This is a genomic window from Sphingomonas sp. PvP055 (assembly GCF_040546365.1).
Taxonomy (GTDB): domain Bacteria; phylum Pseudomonadota; class Alphaproteobacteria; order Sphingomonadales; family Sphingomonadaceae; genus Sphingomonas; species Sphingomonas echinoides_A.
In genome coordinates this window covers 2,662,741-2,682,636 of sequence record NZ_JBEPNS010000001.1, presented here as the reverse complement: position 1 = coordinate 2,682,636, position 19,896 = coordinate 2,662,741, and the positions used below count along the sequence as shown (strand labels likewise).

The following is a 19,896-nucleotide window of genomic DNA, read 5'->3' as shown; positions in this document are numbered from 1 at the left end:
CCAACGCCGGTGAAGGCCGCAAACGGCCACCCTTGGAGAGACGCGATGGACTTCAGCTTCACCGAACGCGAAACCTATTTCCGGGATCGCGTGAAGAGCTTCATCGACGAACAGATCCGCCCGCGCCAGTCCGAATATGACGCGCAGGCGCATGAAGGCGAGCGCTGGAAGGTCATTCCCGTGATCGAGGAGATGAAGGAGAAAACCAAGGCCGCCGGCCTGTGGAATTTCTTCATGCCCCCGCATTCCGGGCAGAATCACGTCGACGACACGTTCGAGTTCGAAGGCACCCAACTCAGCAATCTTGAATATGCGTTATGCGCCGAGGAGATGGGCAAGGTCGGCTGGGCGAGCGAGTGTTTCAACTGTTCGGCACCTGACACCGGCAACATGGAAGTGCTCCATCGCTACGGTACGCGCGAGCACAAGGATCGCTGGCTGCGGCCGCTGATGCACGGCGAGATCCGCTCCGCCTTCCTGATGACCGAACCGGCGGTTGCTTCGTCGGATGCGACCAACATCGAGACGTCGATCGTCCGGGACGGGGACGACTATGTCATCAATGGTACCAAATGGTGGTCGTCCGGCGTCGGTGACCCGCGCTGCAAGGTCGCGATCACGATGGGCAAGACCAACCCTGACGCCTCGCGCCACAGCCAGCAGAGCATGATCCTGGTGCCGATGGATACGCCCGGTGTGACGATCAAGCGGATGCTGTCGGTCTATGGCTATGACCATGCGCCGCACGGGCACGGCGAAGTGGTGCTCGAGAATGTCCGCGTGCCCGCCGAGAACATCCTGCTCGGCGAAGGCCGCGGGTTCGAGATCGCGCAGGGGCGGCTCGGGCCGGGCCGGATCCATCACTGTATGCGGACGATCGGCGTTGCCGAAACCGGGATCGAGGCGATGGCGAAGCGGCTGCTGAGCCGCGTCGCGTTCGGCAAGCGGATCGCCGACCAGTCGGTGTGGGAGCAGCGCATCGCCAAGGCGCGGATCGACATCGAGATGACACGGCTGCTGTGTCTCAAGGCTGCGGACATGATGGACAAGGCGGGCAATAAGTCCGCGCAGCTCGAGATCGCGATGATCAAGGTGCAGGCCCCCAACATGGCGCTGCAGATCCTCGACGATGCGGTCCAGGCGCATGGCGGCGGTGGGGTGTCGGGTGACTTCCACCTCGCGCATGACTGGGCCGCGCTGCGTACGCTGCGGTTCGCAGACGGGCCGGACGAGGTTCACAACCGCGCAATCGCGCGCAACGAGTTCGGCAAATATGCCGATCTGCCCGCGGCGGTCGCGGCGAAGGACGCGGTGCGGCGGTAACATACTCCCTCTCCCCGCTTGCGGGGAGAGGGTAGGGGAGAGGGGCAGTCCGCTAACACATGAGATCAGAGCCGATGTGGAGAGACTGCCCTCTCCCCGGCTCTCTCCTGCAAACGGGAGAGGGAGAAGACATGAAAGCCGCCGTCCTCCACGCCCCCAACACCGACCTCGTGATCGAGGATATTCGCGTCGCCGATCCGGCACCGCGCGAAGTGCTGATCCGCACCGTCGCGTGCGGGGTGTGCCGGTCCGACCTCCACTTCGTCGATGGTGCCTTCCCGCATCCGATGCCGACGGTTCCCGGCCATGAAGCCGCCGGGATCGTCGAGGCGGTCGGATCGGACGTCGCGCATCTGAAGGTGGGGGATCACGTCGTCACCTTCTTCACGGTGTTCTGCGGGTCTTGTGAGATGTGCGTGACGGGGCGGCCATCGTTGTGCGTCGATCCGTCGACCCGTCGGCCCAAGGGCGCGGACCCGCGGTTGAGCCTCGCTGACGGGACGCCGCTCGCGCCGTTCCTCAACCTGTCCGCCTTTGCCGAGATGATGCTGGTTCATGAGAACGCCTGCGTCGCGATCGACAAGGCGATGCCGCTCGACCGGGCGGCGCTGCTCGGGTGTGCGGTGATTACCGGGGCGGGATCGATCTTCAATGACAGCCAGTTGCGTCCCGGCGAAACCGTCGCGGTGATCGGGTGCGGTGGGATCGGGCTCGCTGCGATCAACGCTGCGAAGATCGCGGGCGCGGGAATGATCCTCGCGATCGACCCGGTCGCCGAGAAGCGCGCGTTGGCGGAGAAACTCGGCGCGACGCACAGCTTCGATGCGAATGCGCCGGATCTGGCGAAGCAGGTCGCGGCACTGACCGGGGGCGGGGTGCATTATGCAATCGAGGCGGTCGGGCGGTCCAACACCGCTGAACTTGCCTGGACGATCCTGCGGCGCGGCGGGACCGCGACGATCCTCGGCATGATCGCGCCGGGCAATGAGGTGAAGATCCCCGGCCCAACCTTCCTGACCGGCAAGAAGCTGCAAGGCTCGCTGCTCGGGTCGACCCGTTTCCCGATCGACATGCCGCGGCTCGTCCGGCTGTACCTCGATGGGAAGCTCGACCTCGATACGATGGTCGCCGAGCGGATCCGGCTGGAGGACGTCAACCACGCGCTGGGCAAGCTGCGCAGCGGGGACACCGTTCGCTCGGTGATCGAATTCGCATGACCGACTTTGCGCCACAGACGATGGCGGTCCCCGAAAAGGATCGCCTCGACGAGGATCGGCTGACCGCGTGGATGGCGGCGAACGTCGCCGGGTTCGAGGGCCCGTTGACCTATGCCAAATTCTCGGGCGGGCAATCGAACCCCACCTTTAAGATTTCCGCTGCCTCGGGCGACTATGTGTTGCGGCGCAAGCCGTTGGGCAATCTGCTTCCTTCCGCGCATGCGGTCGACCGCGAATATCGCGTGATCGCCGGACTGTACCCGACCGGCTTTCCGGTCGCGCGGCCGTATGGGCTGTGCACCGATCCGGCAGTGATCGGGACCGACTTCTACGTCATGGGGTTCGCCGATGGGCGAAATCTGTGGGACGGGACGCTTCCCGATTTTGCGCCCGCCGAACGGACCGGCATCTACAACGCCATGTGTGACACGCTGGCGGCGCTGCACACCACCGATCATGAAGCCGCTGGGCTCGGGGATTATGGTCGCCCGGGCAATTATTTCGAGCGGCAGGTCGCGCGCTGGACGAAGCAATATCGCGCGTCGGAGACCGAGCGGATGGAATCGGTCGAGAGACTGATCGACTATCTTGGGCGGACCGTGCCGCCGCAGACGCGCACGTCGATCGTCCACGGCGACTATCGCATCGACAACATGATTTTTCACAAGACCGAGCCGCGCGTGATCGCGTTGCTTGACTGGGAGTTGTCGACGCTCGGCGATCCGCTTGCCGATTTCAGCTATTTCCTGATGAGCTGGGTGACCGCGCCCGAGGGGCGTTCGGGCGTGCTTGGCCATACCGGGCCTGCGACGGGAATCCCGACGATCGACGAGATGGTCGCGCGCTATTGTGCCGCGACCGGGCGGGACGGGGTGCCCGATCTCAACTGGTACTTCTCGTACAATCTCTTCCGACTGACCGGGATCGTGCAGGGCATCAAGAAGCGGATCGTCGAGGGTACGGCATCGAGTGCGCAGGCCGAGAAATCGGCGGCTGGTGTGTATCGGCTTGCCGATGCTGCGTGGGAATTCGCGGTGAAGGCGGGGGCTTAAAGCACTCCCTCTCCCCTCAGGGGAGAGGGCTGGGGAGAGGGGCAGTATCGGGACGCGGCGCTTGTAACAGCCCCTCTCCCCGGCCCTCTCCCCGAAGGGGAGAGGGAGAAGAAGATGTCGCAATTTGATTTATCGGGCAAAGTCGCCATCGTGACCGGTTCGTCACGCGGGATCGGCAGGGCGAGTGCCTTTGAACTCGCGGAACATGGCGCCAAGGTCGTCATCTCGAGCCGCAAGCAGGATGCATGCGATGTGGTCGCCGCGGAGATCAACGCGCGGTTCGGTGCGGGCAGCTCGATCGCGGTGGCGGCGAACATTTCCGACAAGGCGGGGCTGCAACATCTGGTCGATGCGACCCGCACTGCGTTCGGGCAGATCGACGTGCTCGTCTGCAATGCCGCCTCCAACCCCTATTACGGCCCGCAAGCTGGCATCGCGGACGACCAGTTCCGCAAGATCCTCGACAATAACATCGTCTCCAACCACTGGCTGATCACGATGGTCGCCCCCGAAATGCGCGATCGGCGCGCCGGATCGATCATCATCGTGTCATCGATCGGTGGCTTGCGGGGGTCGACGCTGATCGGGGCCTATTGCATCTCCAAGGCTGCCGACATGCAACTGGCGCGCAATCTCGCGCACGAATTCGGCCCCGACAACGTCCGCGTCAATTGCATCGCGCCGGGGCTGATCAAGACCGACTTCGCGCGCGCCTTGTGGGAAGATCCCGACCGGATCGAAGCCGCGAACAAGACCGTGCCGCTGCGCCGGATCGGCGAGCCGGAGGAGATCGCGGGCGCGGTCGTCTTCCTCGCCAGCCAAGCGAGCAGCTTCATGACCGGGCAGACGATCGTGCTCGACGGCGGCGTAACGATTTAGGGGGAGGCCAGCATATGACGCAGCGTTTCACGGGCAAGTCGATCATCGTCACGGGCGCGGGGTCCGGCATCGGCCGCGCCAGCGCCTTGCTGTTTGCGCGGGAGGGCGGATCGGTGCTCGTCGCCGACCGCAGCGATACGGTGCACGAGACCGCGGCGCTGATCGACCAGGCGGGGGGCGCCGCCCACGCGATCCAGATCGATGCGGGCGACGAAGCGGATGTCGTCCGCGCGGTGCAGGTGGCGTGCGAATATTACGGCGGGCTCGACATTATGTTCGCCAACGCCGGGATTTCCGGCGGGATGGCGAACCTGTTCGATACCGACGTCGCGCTCATCACCGAGGTCTTGCGCGTGAACCTGATCGGTCCGTTCCTGGCGATCAAACATGCCGCGCCCAGGATCGCGGAACGTGGCGGCGGGGCGATCGTGCTGACCGCGAGTGTCGCGGGGATCCGGTCGGGGGCGGGATCACCGGCGTATTCGGCGTCGAAGGCGGGCGTGATCAACCTTGCGATGGTGTCTGCCCAGCAATTGGCGGGATCGAACGTGCGGGTGAACGCGATCTGCCCGGGGCTGACCGAAACCGGCATGACCAAGCCTACGTTCGACTATGCGCGCGAGGCGGGGAAGATCGATCGGGTCGGGCGGCTCAACCCGCTGCGGCGCGGTGCCCAACCCGAGGAACTGGCGGAGGTCGCGGCCTTCCTAGCGTCGGATGCCGCGAGCTACGTCAACGGTCAGGCGATTGCGGTCGACGGGGGGCTGTCGAGCAGCCACCCCGTCACCAAGCAGGAATATGGCAAGACCGCTGTCTGATCAGTCGAGCGCGGGGAGCGTTTTGGGTTCGTGGATCGGGCAGCGGTTGAAGTCGGCGCGGAAGTCCGACGACATCTGATACGCCGATTTGCGGACTCGGTTGATCTGGCCGAGCGGCTGGTGCGCGGCGAGCCCGGTCCACACGCTGAACCGCATCTCATCGTCGATCGCCTTGGCGCGGTCGGCCGTCCAGCTCGGCTGCGCGGAGGCGCGGAGCGTCGCCACCGTGGTGAAGGGGCTTTCCGCCTCATCCCAAACTTCATTGGCTTTCTCAATCGGCATGGTCTCCAGATCGCGGCACAATTGTACGCGAAGCTCCCAGACCGCGTCCCCCGCCGTCATCACGGCGTTGATTTCCTCGCGCAACGCGTTGGGGCGGTTGTGCGTGTCGACCTTCTCCTTGGTGTGCGCGGTCAGGTTCGGCGAGACCGGCGCGAGCGAGAATTTCGCGATATACTTGCCGAAACGGAAGGGCGTCGCGCTGTAATAGGTCTCGCCAAGCGGATGGATGTTGGGCGCGCCGCCGAGTGTCTGCAGCGCGGGGCTGGGCAAGCCGATCGCTTCCAGCGCCGCCTCGGTTCCGCGCAGGACGGCGGACAGCACCTTCTTTGCGCCCTCCGCCTTGTCGGTGGTCTTGGCGAGCAGCTTGAGGTTGGCGAGGAACGGCTTTGCGTTCGGCGTTGCGAAGGCTGGGCCGTTGATCATGATGAAGTCCTGCGTCGTCTCGCTCTCCGAGCCGGGGAGGCGATCGCCCGCAACGTCGAGCAACTTGAACGCAAGCCCGCGCGGCACGGAGATCGAATCGTCCAGGATATCGCCCGGGTTGGTCGAGAAACGCATCACGACGGGATGCTCGCCCGCCTCGGCGAAGACGCCCTGTGCGAGCTCGGCGGGCAGAGTGTCGTGGATCGTCAGCGTGCCTTCGAGCAGCCCGTGGCTTTTGGCATGGACCGACCGAACGGCATGACCGTAGTTTTCGGAGGTTGTCTCGAGGATGTCGTGGAGCGCCTTGTTGAGGCCTTGCGACGTTTCGCTCTCGTCTTCGGTGGTCGTCTCGACAGTGGGGGTGAAGGCGACGGGGGGCTTGAGCGCTTCGGACATCGGATACTCCATACAACGGTACGCCGATGATAACCTGCCGATCCGTTCGGTGTTCCGCTCGTCTATTTTGCCCATTTATTCTCGGAGGCGGATCAGCCCTTCCTGCGCGACACTTGCCACCAGCCGCCCGTCGCGCGCGAAGATCTTGCCGCGATTGAACCCGCGTGCGTGGCCCGCCCACGGGCTGTCGCACGCATAGAGCAGCCAGTCATCCGCGCGGAAATCCTCGTGCAGCCACAGCGAATGGTCGAGGCTCGCGGTCTGGAGCTTGTTCATCATCCAGTTGACGCCGTGCGGCAGCGTCGCGGTGCCGAGCAGCGACATGTCGGACGCGTAAGCGAGGATCGCGCGGTGCATCGCGGGGTCGTCGCCGATCGGTGCGACGACTCGGAACCAGCTGTTCTGGAACGGCGGATGCGGAACCGGATCGAGCCAGCTGCGCGGGGAGACCGGGCGGATCTCGACCATCCGCGGACGCAGGAACATCGTGCGATACCGTTCGGGGATCCGGTCGATCATCGCGAGCCGTAAGTCGCGATCGTTGGTCAAATCCTCGGGCGGGGGGACGTCGGGCATCGTATCCTGATGCGCGAGCCCATCCTCGGGGATTTGCAGCGAACAGGCGAGGTTGAGGATCGGCACGCCGCGCTGCGTCGCGATCACGCGGCGAGTCGAGAAGCTCTTGCCGTCGAAGTCCCGCACCACGCGGTATAGGATCGGGTGGTCTTCTGCGCCTGGTCGCATGAAATAGGCGTGGAGCGAATGCGCGGCCTTTGGCGCATCGGTCGACCGCTGCGCCGCCTGAAGCGCCTGCGCGATCACCTGTCCGCCGAACACGCGACCGAACCCGTCGTTGCCCCTCGGGCCACGGTACAGGTCGGTGTCGATCTCCTCGACGTCGAGAAGATCGATCAGGTCTTGCGCCAGGGTGGCGGGGTTTGGGTCGGTCATAGCCTGTCGGTAGTCACTTGGCGCTCCCCGGCCAAGACCGGGGAGGTGCTGCTGGGCAACGCGGCGGTCAATATCCCGCCGCGCGCGCGATCCGGTCCGCGTGGAAATTGGCGTCGCCGAACATCTCGGCGAGTACGCGCGCGCGCTTCATGTAGAAGCCGATGTCATATTCGTCGGTCATCCCGATCCCGCCGTGCATCTGGACACCTTCCTGCACCGACAGCGTCGTCGCGAGCGCGGTCATCGCCTTGGCGACTGACACCGCCTCGTCCGCATGCGCGCTGCCCGCATCGAGCAATTGCTGCGCCTTGAGTACCGCTGCGCGCGCGACTTCCATTTCCGAATAGAGATGCGCCGCGCGGTGCTGGAGCGCCTGGAAGCTGCCGATCAGCGTGCCGAACTGCTTGCGTTCCTTGAGATAGCCGACGGTCATGTCCATCGCGCCGCCGCCGACGCCGAGCAGTTCGGCCGACGCGCCCGTCCGCCCGGCGCGCAGGAGACGGTCGAGCGGGGTGCGCCCGCCGTCGACATCGCCGATCACCGCGTCGGCATCGACTTCAACGCCGTCGAACTCGAGCCGCGCTGCGATGCTGGAGTCCGCGAGGCGTTCGGGGGTGGCGGTCAGGTTCGCGGCGTCTTTGGGGATTGCGAACAGCGTGACGCCCTCGGTATCGGTCGCGCCGCCGGCGGTGCGCGCGGCGACGATCAGCAGGTCGGCGACGTGGCCGTGCGTGACGAACTGCTTTTTGCCCGACAGTTTGAAGCCGTTGCCCGAACGCTCGGCGCTCAGCGTGACGGTGTCGCGATGCTTCGCGCCCTCGTCGATCGCGAGCGCGGCGATGGTTTCGCCGCTCAGGATGCCGGGGAACCAGCGCGTGGCGTGCGCGCTGCCCTTGAGCGCCTCGACTGCGGCGACGGCGGTCGTGAGGAAGGGCGAGGGCGACAGGTTGCGACCGATCTCTTCCAGCACGACGCCCGCCTCGACATGGCCAAGCCCGAGACCGCCATCCGCCTCGTCGATCAGGATGCCGGTGAAGCCCATTTCGGCGAAACTGCGCCACAGGTCGCGGCTGAAGCCGGTCGCGTCGTCTGCGTCGCGAAGCCCGCGCATGTGGCTGACGGGGGCCTGCTCCGCGACGAAATCGCGGATCGTATCCTGGAGGGCGGTCTGGTCGTCGTTGAGATACAGGGGCATCGTTCTTCCTTCTTCTCCCTCTCCCCGGTGGGGAGAGGGTCGGGGAGAGGGGCGGTTCCGGGACGCTACCGTCCGCGTTTTTGCCCTCTCCCGACCTTCGCTTCGCTCGGCCACCCTCTCCCGCGGAGCGGGAGAGGGAGAATTACGCCGGCAATTCCAGAATGCGTTTGGCGATGATGTTGAGTTGGACCTCGCTGGTCCCGCCCTCGATCGAGTTCGCCTTGGTGCGCAGCCATGCGCGCGCTTCGCGGCCGCCGCCCGAGGCTTGGCTTTCCCATTCGAGCGCGTCGGAGCCGCCGGCTGCCATCTGGAGTTCGTGGCGGCTCTTGTTCAGCTCGGTGCCGTAATATTTCATCATCGAGGGCTGCGCGGGGTCGGCGCGGCCGGCTTTGAGTTCGTCGATGAAGCGTTCGGACATCGCCCCGAACGCCTTCGCGCGGACTTCGAACAGGGCGATCGTTGCACGCAGGAGCGGGTCGGCAAGGCGGCCTTCGTGGTCGAGGCCGACGGTCGCAATTGCGCCTTCTATTAACGGATTGCCGCCCGTACTTGCGAGGCCCATGCCGGAGATCATCTCGCGTTCGTGGCCGAGCAGATATTTGGCGACGTCCCAGCCCTTGTTCTCCTCATGGATGCGCTGGGACTTGGGCACCTTCACATTGTCGAAGAACGTCTCGCAGAAGGGGGAATAACCCGAGATCAGCAGGATCGGCTTGGTCGAGACGCCTTCGCTCGCCATGTCGAACAGCACGAAGCTGATCCCGCCTTGCTTGGACTCCTTCGAGGTGCGGACGAGGCAGAAGATCCAGTCGGCCTTGTCGGCGTAGGAGGTCCAGACCTTCTGACCGTTGATCACATAATGATCGCCCGCATCCTCCGCCGAGGTGGCGAGCGAGGCGAGATCGGAACCGGCGTTGGGTTCGCTATACCCCTGGCACCAGCGGATTTCGCCGCGCGCGATCTTGGGGAGATAGTCGAGCTTCTGCTCCTCGGTGCCATATTTGAGCAGTGCCGGTCCAAGCATTGAAATACCGAACGAGTTCAGCGGGTTGCGCGCCTTGATTGCCGCCATCTCTTCGCGCAGCACTTTGGTCTCGGCAGGCGAAAGGCCCCCGCCGCCATAAGCCGCGGGCCAGTCGGGGACGGTCCAGCCGCGCGACGCCATCGCGTCCATCCATTCTTTCTGGCCGGGTTGGAAGTCCGGGTTGCGCCCGCCCCAGCAGGCGTCTTTCTCCGAGCGGATGGGTTGGCGCATTTCGGGGGGGCAGTTCGCCTCCAGCCATGCGCGCGTTTCACTGCGGAATGTGTCGATATCCTGCGTCATTGGGTCAACTCCTCACCAGTTCGTGCGCCGCGCGCGCCACAGCGATCGCGGTAAAATCGCGGTTATAGTCGGCGATCACCTGCACCCCGATCGGCAGGCCATCGGGATCGGTCCCGATCCGAACGCTCGTCGCGGGGAGCATCGGGAAGGTGGCTAGACCGGGATAGGCCATCTGAAGTCCGGCGGGCGTGTCGAGCCCGTCGATCGCGGTGATGCGGGTCATCAGCGGGGTGTCGTCGTGGGGGTAGGCGGTGGTGCCCCAGATTGGCGCGATCACTGCGTCATAGTGCGTGAACAGACGCGCCCAGTCGCCTCGGCATTTGGCTTGCGCATCGATCAGCGTGAACCAGTCGGGCAAGGATAGCGGCTGGCCCCCGTCCATCGGCGCGCCGCGCGCCATCGCGACGACGAGCATGTGGATATAGGCGCCGTGTTGCGCGACGAGATCGGGCAGGAGCGCGCTGGCGTCGTCGACCTGCGCGCCTGCTGCCCGGAAGGCGGTGCCGACCGCGGCGATTGCTGCCTGGATCGCGGATTGCGATTTGGCGAGCGGGTGTTCGGGGAGGAGCAGGATGCGCCAGTCGCCTGAAGCGCGGGGGGCGGGTCTGGCGAGCGCATCGCCGCCCATGACGGTGAACAGCGCTTCGAGATCGTCGGGGTCGCGCGCGAGCGGGCCGACGACGTTGAGCGCGACGCCACAACTCTGTGTTCTTGGGAAGTTATGGCCAAAGGATGAGAGTGCGTTGTAGGTTGGTTTGTGACCCCAGATGCCGCAGAAGGCGGCGGGGAGGCGGATCGAACCGCCGATGTCCGAGCCGATCTCGATGGGGACGAACCCTGCGGCGAGCGCTGCTGCGGCGCCGCCGGAGGAGCCTCCGGGGACGCGGTCGTGGTTCAGGGGGTTGCGAGTGCGGCCGTAGACCGGGTTGTTGGTCTGGAGGTCCGCGAGCGCGACGGGGACGTTGGTCTTGCCGAGGATGACTGCGCCTGCGTTTTTGAGGCGGGTGACCTGGACGGCGTCTTCGGTTGCAACGAAATCGGCGTGGTCTTCGAACCCCCAGCAGGAAACTAGGCCGGCAACGTCGAAGCTTTCTTTCACCGTCATAGGGACGCCCAGAAGGGGGCGGGTGTCGTCCTTTGGACTGGCGTCGATGGCGCGGGCGGCTTCGCGGGCTTGGTCGAAATCTCGGACGACGACGGCGTTGATCTCGGTGTCGCCAGACTCGATGCGGGCGATCGCGGCTTCGCATTCTGCGAGCGCGGTGGTTTCACCGGCTCGGATGGCGGCAGCGGTTTGGAGGGCGGATTTCACTTCTCCCTCTCCCCGCAGGCGGGGAGAGGGCAAGCGAGGCGAAGCCGATGCGTGGGAGAGGGGCAGTACAGAGAGGTCGCTCTGCTGGACTGCCCCTCTCCCCGGCCCTCTCCCCGCAAGCGGGGAGAGGGAGAAGAAGAGTGCTTACCCATTGAACCGACCACCGCTTTCGGCCTTGCTCTTCAGCAGTTCCGCCACCGCGAACCCGTGCTTCTCCAGCCCCGCGACGATCGTCTTCAACCCCTCGGTATCCGCCCAGAACATCGGTCCGCCGCGATAGACCGGCCAGCCGTAGCCGTAGATCCACACCACATCGATATCGCTCGCGCGCTGCGCCATCTTCTCCTCGAGGATCAGCGCGCCTTCGTTGACCATCGTGTAAAGCGTCTTCTCGACGATCTCCTGATCGCTGATCTCGCGCTTCTGCAGGTTCGATTTGGAGCGGAAATCCTCGATGATCTCCGCGACCCGAGGCGAGGGCGTGGGGTTCCGTTTCTCGTCGTAATCGTAGAAGCCCTTGCCGGTCTTCTGCCCCCAGCGACCTTCGGCGGCGAGCGCGTCGCGGATGTTCTCGATCCGGGTGGGGTCGCGGTGCCAGCCGATGTCGACGCCGGCGAGGTCGCTCATCTGGAACGGCCCCATCGGCATGCCGAACGCGACATGGACCTTGTCGATTTGCTCGGGCGTGGCGCCTTCCATCAGCAGCTTCATCGCCTCGACCTGGCGGGGCTTGAGCATCCGGTTGCCGATGAACCCGTCGCACACGCCCGCGACCACCGCGACCTTCCGGATCGTCTTGGACAGCGCCATCACGGTCGCGAGCACATCGTCATCGGTCTGCGCGCCGCGGACGACTTCGAGCAATTTCATCACGTTGGCGGGCGAGAAGAAGTGCATGCCGAGCACGTCGCCGGGCCGGTTGGTCGCGGCGGCGATCTCGTCCACGTCGAGATAGGAGGTGTTGGACGCGAGGATCGCGCCGGGCTTGGCGATCGTGTCGAGCCGCGCGAAGATCTCCTTCTTGACGGCCATGTCCTCATACACCGCCTCGATGATGAGATCGCAGTCCGCGAGCGCGTCGAAATCGAGCGTCGGGGTAAGCGCGCCCATCGCGGCCTCGACCTGCTCGGGCTTCAACCGGCCCTTGGCGGCGGAGGCTTCGTAATTCTTGCGGATCGTGCCGGCACCGCGATCGAGCGCTTCCTGCGCCATTTCGACGATCGTCACCGGGATGCCCGCCGACAGGAAGTTCATCGAAATGCCGCCGCCCATCGTGCCCGCGCCGATCACGCCGACGCGCTTGATCTCGCGGAGCGGGATCTTCGGATCGATTCCGTCGATTTTGGCGGCCTGACGCTCGGCGAAGAAGATGTGGCGCTGCGCGGCGGATTGCACGCCCATCATCAGCTTCATGAATTCCTGGCGTTCGAACGCGATGCCCTCGTCGAAGCTCGATCCGTCGGTCGCTTTCTCGACGCAGGCGATGTTGGCGGCGGGGGCTTCGAAGCCGCGGAAGCGTTTGGCGTTGTCCTTCCTGAACTGGGCGACGGCTTCGGGGTCGGCCTGCGCCACCTTGTCGCGCGCGCGGGGCAGGGGCTTGGCGTCGGCGACTTCGCGCGCGAAGGCAATCGCGTCCGCTTCGAGACTGTTTTCGTTGGCAAGTCTGTCGATCAGCCCGGCGGAAAGCGCGAGCTTGGCCGGGATCGGGTCGCCCTTGGCGGTGAGTTCAAGCGCGAGTTTGACGCCCGCGATGCGCGGCAGGCGTTGCGTTCCGCCCGCGCCGGGGAGGAGGCCGAGCTTGACCTCGGGGGTGCCGATCTTGGCCGAGGGCACGGCGATGCGATAATGGCAGCCGAGCGTGACCTCGCACCCGCCGCCGAGCGCGGTGCCGTGGATCGCGGCGACGACGGGCTTGTCCGATGCCTCGATCATGTCGACCACCGTCGGGAGACCGGGCTCCTGCATCGGTTTGCCGAACTCGGTGATGTCCGCGCCCGCAAAGAAGGTGCGGCCGTCGCAGCGGATCACCATCGCCTTGACCTGCGGGTTGGCGAGGCCTTCCTTGATCCCGGCCTCGAGCCCCTGACGGACGGCGGCGCCGAGCGCGTTGACCGGTGGGTTGTTCGAGATGATGACGAGGACGTCGTCGTGGAGCTGAGTGGTGATCGGGCCGGTCATGTTTCTCTCCTCTTTGTTCTCCCGCGAAGGCGGGAGCCCAGGCCGCGGGCGCGGCGGTCGTATCTCTGGGCTCCTGCCTGCGCAGGAGCACGGCGGGGGTCAGGTCAGTGCACTGTAAATCAACGTCTTCAGCTCGCGGCGGATCGGGTAGAGGCTGGACGGCGAGACTTGCGTCATGAACACCATGTGCAACTGCTCCACGGGATCGATGAAGAAGGCGGTCGAGAACATCCCGCCCCAATAATATTCGCCGACCGAGCCGGGGATCATCGAGCGCGCGACGTCCACGTTGACCGCGAAGCCGAGCCCGAAGCCGGTGCCTGCGTTGGCGGCCTCGCTGAACAGCGACTTGGACATTTTCGACAGATCCGATCCGCCGGGAAGGTGGTTCATCGTCATCAGGTCGATCGTCTTGCGCCCGAGGATGCGGACGCCTTCGAGCGCGCCACCGCCCAGCAGCATCGTGCAGAAGCGGTGATAATCGAGCGCGGTCGAGACGAGCCCGCCGCCACCGGAGACCAGCTTCGGCACGCGGCTCCAGGCGCTTGCGGCGCCGCGATCGTAGAGGATGCGGCCCTTGTCGGGGACGAATGTGTAGCAGTCGGTGAGGCGGTCGATCTTGTCGTCGGGTACGTGGAAGAAGGTGTCGTCCATCCCGAGCGGCGCAAAGATGCGGTCGCGGAAGAAGGTTTCGAGCGGCATCCCCGATACGCGCTGGACGACCGCGCCGAGCACGTCGGTCGCGACCGAGTAGTTCCACGCGTCGCCCGGCGAGAATTCTAGCGGCAGTTTCGCCAGCGCGGCGATGAAGCCATCGAGGTCGTGGTTGCCGTGCCAGCTTTCCAGCCGCAGTTCGCGGTGCGCGGCGTCGACATTGGAGCGGTTCTGGAAGCCGTAGGTGAGGCCCGCTGTGTGGCGCAGCAGGTCGATCATCCGCATCGGCTCGGCGGTCGGGCGGTTCTGGAACGGCACGCCGCCACCGCCGCCGGCATAGACGCCAACCCCTTTGAACTCGGGGAGGACGTGGTGGACTGGCATGTCGAGCGCGACGCGGCCTTCCTCCACCAGCATCATGAATGCGACCGAGGTGACCGGCTTGGTCATGCTCGCGATGCGGAACAGCGAGCGTTCGTCGATCTGCGCTGCTTCGCCGTCGCGGGCCGAGCCGAGGGAGGAAAAGTGCGCGATCTCGCCGGCTTGGGCGATCAGGATCTGCGCGTGCGGGAGTTTGCCGGTGTCGAGATAGCGTTCCTGCAGGAATGCATCGATCCGGGCGAGGCGGCGCGCGTCGAATCGGCCGGTTACGGGTGACGCGATGTTCATCTCGGCTTCCATACCCCCCATTCGAAACGCTTGCCACCCTATTGCCTTGAGTGGCGCGCAAATCAACACTAACCTGCATGAAACAGCATCGCGCGGCAAACCCGACCTTCAACTTCGGGTAAGCGCGCCGTCAGGAGAGAGTCGTCTTGGATATGCAACCGCTTGTCGCGCTCGACCCGGCCTGGCCCCGGATGACGCTCGCCGATGTCACCGCCGCGCTGACCGCTGCAGGGACGAAGTTCGAGATGGAGACGGTCGACGTCGAGGGTGTGCCGACTCGCGTGTGGAAACATGCGCCGCCGTCGCTCGGCTGGCTCGCGGCGGCGTCGCGGGCGCATGGGGCGCGGGTGTTCACGGTCTATGAGGACGAGCGGGTTACGTATGACGCCAATGCGCGCGCGGTGGCGGCGTTGGCGCAGGCGTTGCTTGCGCGCGGGGTGGCGAAGGGGGACCGGATCGGGCTGGCGATGCGCAATCTGCCGGAGTGGCCGGTGATCTTCTTTGCCGCCGCGAGCGTGGGGGCGATCGTCGTGCCGCTCAACGCGTGGTGGACTGCGGGCGAGCTCGCGTACGGGATTACCGATTCGGGGTGCCGGATGCTGTTCGTCGATGACGAGCGGTATCGGCGGCTGGTCGAGCATGCCGCGGATTTCCCGGCGCTGGAGACGATGGTCGTGGCGCGCGCCTCGGCGCCGCTTGGCAGGAAGGCCGCGCGGTTGGAGGATCTGATCGGCACGCCGCACGCTTATGCCGCGCTTCCGGAGCCGGTTTGGCCGGAGGTGGCGGTCGCTCCGGATGATCCCGCGACGATCTTCTACACCAGCGGCACGACCGGCGCGCCAAAGGGGGCGCTGGGGTCGCATCGCAATCTGACGACCAACATCCTGTCGGCGGCTTATTCCTCCGCGCGCGCGAGCTTGCGGCGGGGGGAGGCCCCGCCCGAGCCTACGCCGAAGACGCTGCTGATGGTGATCCCGTTGTTCCACGTCACCGCCTGCTCGGCGACGATGATGGGGTCGATCGCGGCGGGGAACACGCTCGTCTTCATGCGCAAGTGGGACACCGTCCGCGCGATGGAGCTTATCGAGACCGAGCGGGTGCATCTGACCGGGGGCGTGCCGACGATCGCGTGGCAGATCCTCGAACATCCCGATCGCGCGCGCTACGATCTCTCCTCGCTCGAGGCGATCGCTTATGGCGGCGCGCCGTCCGCGCCCGAGCTGGTCAAGCGGATCTATACCGAATTCGGCGCGCTGCCCGGCAACGGCTGGGGGATGACCGAGACGATGGCGACCGTCACCAGCCATGCGGGCGAGGATTATCTCAACCGCCCGACCAGCGCGGGGCCGCCGGTCGCGGTCGCGGATCTCCGGATCATGGACGAAGCGGGCGAGCAGGAACTGCCCACGGGCGAGGTCGGTGAATTGTGGGCGCGCGGGGCGATGATCGTGAAGGGCTATTGGAACAAGCCCGAAGCGACCGCCGAGACCTTCGTCGACGGTTGGGTACGCACCGGCGATCTTGCGCGCGTCGACGACGAGGGGTTCGTCTATATCGTCGACCGCGCCAAGGACATGATCATCCGCGGCGGCGAGAACATCTATTCGTCCGAGGTCGAGAACGTCCTCTACGCGCACCCGGCGGTCACCGATTGCGCGCTGATCGGCGTGCCGCACCGCACATTGGGCGAGGAACCCGTCGCGGTGGTCCATCTCGCACCCGGCAAGACCGCAAGCGAGGCGGAGTTGCAGCAATGGGTCAAGGATCGGCTCGCGATCTTCAAGACGCCGGTGGCGATCCGCTTCGTCCCCGAGACGCTGCCGCGCAACGCCAATGGCAAGATCCTCAAGAAGGACCTGAAGACGTTGTTCGCCGACCGGTTCGAGGCGGCGGCCTGACCCTACGGCAGGGGTAGGCGAAGCACGCGCCCCACAGTATCGGGCAGCATGCCGCTGCGTTCCCGTCTCATCCTTCCGCTGGCGCGCCTGCGCCGGGGGATCCGCGCCAGCGAATTCGCGCTGATCGCGCTGGCCGTCGTGATCGGCGCGTCGGCGGGGCTCGGGACGGTCATTCTCGGCGCGCTCGCGCGGACGTTGCAGCACTGGATGTTCGCGCTGCCGACCGGGCAGCGGTTGAGCGCGACCGATTCACTCAGCTGGGCGCAGCTCGCGATGCTGCCGGTCGGGGGCGCGGTGCTGTCGATCTTTTCCTGGGGGGTGCGCAGCAAGCGGCGGCGGATGGTCGACGCGGTCGAGGCCAATGCGTTGCACGGCGGGCGGATGGCAGTGCCCGACAGCCTGGTCGTGGCGGGGCAGACGGTGATCTCGAACGGGTTCGGCGCCTCGGTCGGTCTCGAAGCGGCTTATGCGCAAATCGGCAGCGTGGTCGCGTCGGTGGCCGGGGCGGCGCTGCAATTGCGGCGCAGCGACCTGCGCAATCTCGTCGGCGCGGGGGCAGGCGCATCGATCGCCGCCGCGTTCGGCGCGCCGCTGGCGGGGGCGTTCTATGCGTTCGAGATCGTGATCGGCGCGTACACGCCCTCCGCCATCGCACCAATCGCGGCGGCGGCGATTTCGGCGGTGTTCGTTTCGCAGCTCTTCGGCGCGCAACCCTATGTCATCGACACGGTCGCGCTGTTTCCGTCCGAATCGCATCATTACCTTCTGTTTGCGGGGCTTGGCGGGCTGTGCGCGATCCTCGGGATCGGGTTGATGCGGCTCGTCGCGATCGTCGAGCAGGGATCGCGGACAATGCCGCTGCCCGACTCGATGCGCCCGATCCTCGGCGGCGCATTGCTGATGCCGATCGCCTTCTGGTCGCCGCAAGTGCTGTCGTCGGGACACGGCGCGCTCCACATGGATATCGCGGTCGGCGCATCGCTTGGTTTCGTGGCGCTGGTGTTTCTCGCCAAGGCATCCGCGTCGGTCGTGTCGCTCGGGTTCGGCTTCCGCGGCGGATTGTTTTTCGCGTCGCTGTTTCTGGGAACGTTGATCGGGCATTTGTTCGCGGGGGTGCTCGCGCTGATCGCCGGCTATCAGGTGGTCGAACCGCACGACGCCGCGATGGTCGGGATGGCGGCGCTGGCGGTGGCCGTCGTCGGTGGCCCGATGACGATGGCGATGCTGGTGCTGGAAGCGACGCAGGACTTTGCGCTGACCGGCGCGGTGCTGGCGGCGGCGCTGGTGTCGTCGACGATCGTGCGCGAGACGTTCGGCTATTCCTTCTCGACCTGGCGGCTGCATCTGCGCGGTGAGACGATCAAAAGCGCGCGCGACATCGGCTGGATCCGCGCGCTGACGGTGGGCAAGATGATGCGGCGCGAGACGCGTGCGACCGATTGCGAGATCAGCATCCGGGAATTTCGCCAGCGTTTCCCGCTCGGCTCCGCAAGCCGCGTAGTGTTGATCAACGCTACGCAACATTATGCCGGCATCGTCCAGACGCCGGTGGCCTATGCCGATGGTCTGGACCCCGATGCCGGCGTCGGCACGATTGCGATCAACGCGGAGGCGGCGCTTTCGGTCGATATGGACATCGTCACCGTGATGAAACGCTTCGACGCCTCGGGTGCTGACGAACTGGCGGTTCTCGATTCGGATCGCCACGTGGTTGGCATCCTGTCCGAATCCTATGTCCGGCGACGCTATGCGGAAGAGCTTGAGAAGGCCCAGAACGACTTGTTCGGCGAACGTTAGGCGTGTGAATTATATTGCTTAACCGGGGCAGGTTGTAGATCCGGGGCACATGATCCTCGTCATCGTCCACCATGTACGGTGGCATGACGGGTAAGACGCTGCGCGGGTGTGTCGCGGAGCTTTGTTGCTGACGTGTATGTCAGAGTGGTGGAGTAAAGCGTGAGTATCGTAGAGCGTATTCGCAAGCTGAGTGAAGCCCACACCCGTCTGATCGCGCTGAGCATCATCGCAATGGGCGTGCTCGAACGGCTCGTCTGGCTGCATCAGCACCCCGACACTAAAAACGGGTTGGCCGAGGCGTATAACGTCGCGGCGTCGTTCGCGCGCGACGGAACCATCGCGGATACATTTCGCAGAGGCAGCGGCCTTTCCACGCATTTCACGCCGGTCCTGCCGACCATAGCCGGATATGTCTATCGGACCTTCGGGCTTCAGACGTTTGCGGCGCAAGCGATCCTGACGACGCTGGCGCTGGGAACGGTGCTGCTGAGCGGGTATGTTCTGTTTCTCGTTTTCGAACGCTTGGGGATGCCGGTCGTCTGGCGGTTGATCGCGCTGGGCATCTTCAGCCTCCTTCCGCTCTTCCCGTATCTCGAGACGGTCATGTTCCAGATCTGGGAAGGTGGCCTGGCATGTTTGTTGAGCGCGTGGGTGTTGCTGCGTCTGCTCGACGCCGATCGGTCGCACGACGCGGGAATGCGACCCTGGATCGGCACGAGCTTCATTGCGTCGTTCCTGTTCTTCCTCAACCCCCCGTCGGGATTGGCGTGTTTCGTCATGATGGGGTTCTGGCTGTTGCGGCGGCGCCCGTTGCGGACGTGGCCCGGTCATGCGGCGTGGGGCGCGCTTGCACTGGCGCTCGTTCTGGCACCGTGGACGATCCGCAACTATGAGGCGTTCGGACAATTCATCCCGTTGCGCAGCAACATGGGGCTCGAACTCGCGCTCGCCAATCATCCGGCCGCGGTGAGCGGCAAGGATGCGCGGCAGGTGTTCGAGACACGCCTCAATACGATCCACCCGCAGACCAGTCAGGCTGCGTTCGACCGGATGGAGGCGATGGGCGGCGAACGCGTGTATGCCAAACGGTTGGGCGACGAGACGAAGCAGTGGATCGCCCACAACCCGGGCGCGTTTGCTACGCTGTCGCTCCGGCATCTCGTTCAATTCTATTTCCCGCCACGCTGGCAGTGGGAATTGAACCAGGGTGGCAACAGCGCGACGGGCGTGAAGCAGGCGCTGACCTGGCTGTTCGCGGGGATCGGGCTGTTGGGCGCGGTGTTGGGCGTCTTGGTCTGGCGGGGGCTGTTCTTTTACCCGGCGACGCTGATCATCGTTCCGGCGCTTCCCTACATGGTCGTCCAGCCGATCCTGCGGTACCACTATCTGATCTACGGGATCACGCTGTTCTTGGGGGTCGAGGTGGTTCGGCGTTGTATCGCCGCCATGGTTCCAAGCCGCGCATCCGCCGCTTAGGGCTTCGCGCCGTCAGGCCTGGCGGAGACCAAAGGCCGGACTGGTCGAGGAG

15 protein-coding genes are annotated in these 19,896 nt (G+C 65.5%); 8 read left to right on the top strand and 7 right to left on the bottom strand.

Translation table 11 applies throughout. The features are described 5' to 3' along the window. Positions 1-45 precede the first annotated feature (45 nt). From ABIC16_RS12675 to ABIC16_RS12655, 5 genes are all read left to right on the top strand, one after another. Positions 46-1,323, top strand: a complete 1,278-nt coding sequence (locus tag ABIC16_RS12675) for an acyl-CoA dehydrogenase family protein (protein WP_277968164.1) — start codon at positions 46-48, stop codon at positions 1,321-1,323. A 131-nt stretch (positions 1,324-1,454) separates the two neighbouring features. Then, positions 1,455-2,540 carry a Zn-dependent alcohol dehydrogenase gene (locus tag ABIC16_RS12670; RefSeq protein ID WP_354291375.1) on the top strand — a complete coding sequence of 362 codons (1,086 nt, stop codon included), beginning with the start codon at positions 1,455-1,457 and terminating at the stop codon, positions 2,538-2,540. Continuing rightward, entirely contained in the window at positions 2,537-3,592 is a 1,056-nt protein-coding gene (locus tag ABIC16_RS12665; protein WP_354291374.1) for a phosphotransferase family protein, read from the top strand. Before ABIC16_RS12670 ends, ABIC16_RS12665 begins: the two co-directional genes overlap by 4 nt. Positions 3,593-3,706: 114 nt before the next feature. Then, the gene (locus ABIC16_RS12660) at positions 3,707-4,471 is read left to right on the top strand and encodes an SDR family oxidoreductase (protein ID WP_354291373.1); all 765 of its coding nucleotides are present in this window, start codon (positions 3,707-3,709) and stop codon (positions 4,469-4,471) included. Positions 4,472-4,485: 14 nt separating this feature from the next. Then, on the top strand, positions 4,486-5,289 hold the full coding sequence (locus ABIC16_RS12655; protein WP_354291372.1) for an SDR family NAD(P)-dependent oxidoreductase: 804 nt from the start codon (positions 4,486-4,488) through the stop codon (positions 5,287-5,289). On the opposite strand, the gene ABIC16_RS12650 is transcribed toward ABIC16_RS12655, so the two are convergent. The 7 genes from ABIC16_RS12650 to ABIC16_RS12620 form a co-directional block, all read right to left on the bottom strand. Continuing rightward, positions 5,290-6,390, bottom strand: coding sequence for a catalase family protein (locus ABIC16_RS12650; protein WP_354291371.1), 1,101 nt, complete (start codon positions 6,388-6,390; stop codon positions 5,290-5,292). Positions 6,391-6,465: 75 nt separating this feature from the next. Next, a complete protein-coding gene (locus ABIC16_RS12645) occupies positions 6,466-7,341 on the bottom strand; it encodes an acyl-CoA thioesterase (RefSeq protein ID WP_354291370.1) in 876 nt (291 codons plus the stop codon). Between the two features lie 67 nt (positions 7,342-7,408). Further along, a complete protein-coding gene (locus ABIC16_RS12640; protein WP_354291369.1) occupies positions 7,409-8,536 on the bottom strand; it encodes an acyl-CoA dehydrogenase family protein in 1,128 nt (375 codons plus the stop codon). 142 nt (positions 8,537-8,678) lie between these two features. Beyond that, entirely contained in the window at positions 8,679-9,860 is a 1,182-nt protein-coding gene (locus ABIC16_RS12635) for an acyl-CoA dehydrogenase family protein (RefSeq protein WP_354291368.1), read from the bottom strand. 4 nt (positions 9,861-9,864) lie between these two features. Then, positions 9,865-11,172: an amidase family protein gene (locus ABIC16_RS12630; protein ID WP_354291367.1), complete on the bottom strand. Its 1,308-nt coding sequence runs from the start codon at positions 11,170-11,172 to the stop codon at positions 9,865-9,867. A gap of 144 nt (positions 11,173-11,316) precedes the next feature. Then, positions 11,317-13,350, bottom strand: a complete 2,034-nt coding sequence (locus ABIC16_RS12625) for a 3-hydroxyacyl-CoA dehydrogenase NAD-binding domain-containing protein (protein WP_354291366.1) — start codon at positions 13,348-13,350, stop codon at positions 11,317-11,319. Between the two features lie 99 nt (positions 13,351-13,449). Continuing rightward, positions 13,450-14,685: a serine hydrolase domain-containing protein gene (locus tag ABIC16_RS12620; RefSeq protein WP_354292317.1), complete on the bottom strand. Its 1,236-nt coding sequence runs from the start codon at positions 14,683-14,685 to the stop codon at positions 13,450-13,452. 140 nt (positions 14,686-14,825) lie between these two features. Between ABIC16_RS12620 and ABIC16_RS12615 the strand changes: the two genes are divergently transcribed. From ABIC16_RS12615 to ABIC16_RS12605, 3 genes are all read left to right on the top strand, one after another. Beyond that, the gene (locus ABIC16_RS12615) at positions 14,826-16,571 is read left to right on the top strand and encodes a class I adenylate-forming enzyme family protein (RefSeq protein ID WP_354292316.1); all 1,746 of its coding nucleotides are present in this window, start codon (positions 14,826-14,828) and stop codon (positions 16,569-16,571) included. 48 nt (positions 16,572-16,619) lie between these two features. Further along, a complete protein-coding gene (locus ABIC16_RS12610; RefSeq protein ID WP_354291365.1) occupies positions 16,620-18,368 on the top strand; it encodes a chloride channel protein in 1,749 nt (582 codons plus the stop codon). A gap of 159 nt (positions 18,369-18,527) precedes the next feature. Further along, complete coding sequence (locus ABIC16_RS12605) at positions 18,528-19,844, top strand: hypothetical protein (RefSeq protein WP_354291364.1); 1,317 nt, start codon at positions 18,528-18,530, stop codon at positions 19,842-19,844. Positions 19,845-19,896: the final 52 nt, after the last annotated feature.

Excerpts from the sequence above, each read along its gene's own strand:
- ABIC16_RS12635 (WP_354291368.1), bottom strand. The coding sequence starts at position 9,860 with ATGACGCAGGATATCGACACATTCCGCAGTGAAACGCGCGCATGGCTG.
- ABIC16_RS12615 (WP_354292316.1), top strand. The coding sequence starts at position 14,826 with ATGCAACCGCTTGTCGCGCTCGACCCGGCCTGGCCCCGGATGACGCTC.
- ABIC16_RS12670 (WP_354291375.1), top strand. The coding sequence starts at position 1,455 with ATGAAAGCCGCCGTCCTCCACGCCCCCAACACCGACCTCGTGATCGAG.
- ABIC16_RS12660 (WP_354291373.1), top strand. The coding sequence starts at position 3,707 with ATGTCGCAATTTGATTTATCGGGCAAAGTCGCCATCGTGACCGGTTCG.
- ABIC16_RS12625 (WP_354291366.1), bottom strand. The coding sequence starts at position 13,350 with ATGACCGGCCCGATCACCACTCAGCTCCACGACGACGTCCTCGTCATC.
- ABIC16_RS12640 (WP_354291369.1), bottom strand. The coding sequence starts at position 8,536 with ATGCCCCTGTATCTCAACGACGACCAGACCGCCCTCCAGGATACGATC.
- ABIC16_RS12675 (WP_277968164.1), top strand. The coding sequence starts at position 46 with ATGGACTTCAGCTTCACCGAACGCGAAACCTATTTCCGGGATCGCGTG.
- ABIC16_RS12645 (WP_354291370.1), bottom strand. The coding sequence starts at position 7,341 with ATGACCGACCCAAACCCCGCCACCCTGGCGCAAGACCTGATCGATCTT.
- ABIC16_RS12655 (WP_354291372.1), top strand. The coding sequence starts at position 4,486 with ATGACGCAGCGTTTCACGGGCAAGTCGATCATCGTCACGGGCGCGGGG.
- ABIC16_RS12665 (WP_354291374.1), top strand. The coding sequence starts at position 2,537 with ATGACCGACTTTGCGCCACAGACGATGGCGGTCCCCGAAAAGGATCGC.
- ABIC16_RS12620 (WP_354292317.1), bottom strand. The coding sequence starts at position 14,685 with ATGGAAGCCGAGATGAACATCGCGTCACCCGTAACCGGCCGATTCGAC.
- ABIC16_RS12650 (WP_354291371.1), bottom strand. The coding sequence starts at position 6,390 with ATGTCCGAAGCGCTCAAGCCCCCCGTCGCCTTCACCCCCACTGTCGAG.
- ABIC16_RS12610 (WP_354291365.1), top strand. The coding sequence starts at position 16,620 with ATGCCGCTGCGTTCCCGTCTCATCCTTCCGCTGGCGCGCCTGCGCCGG.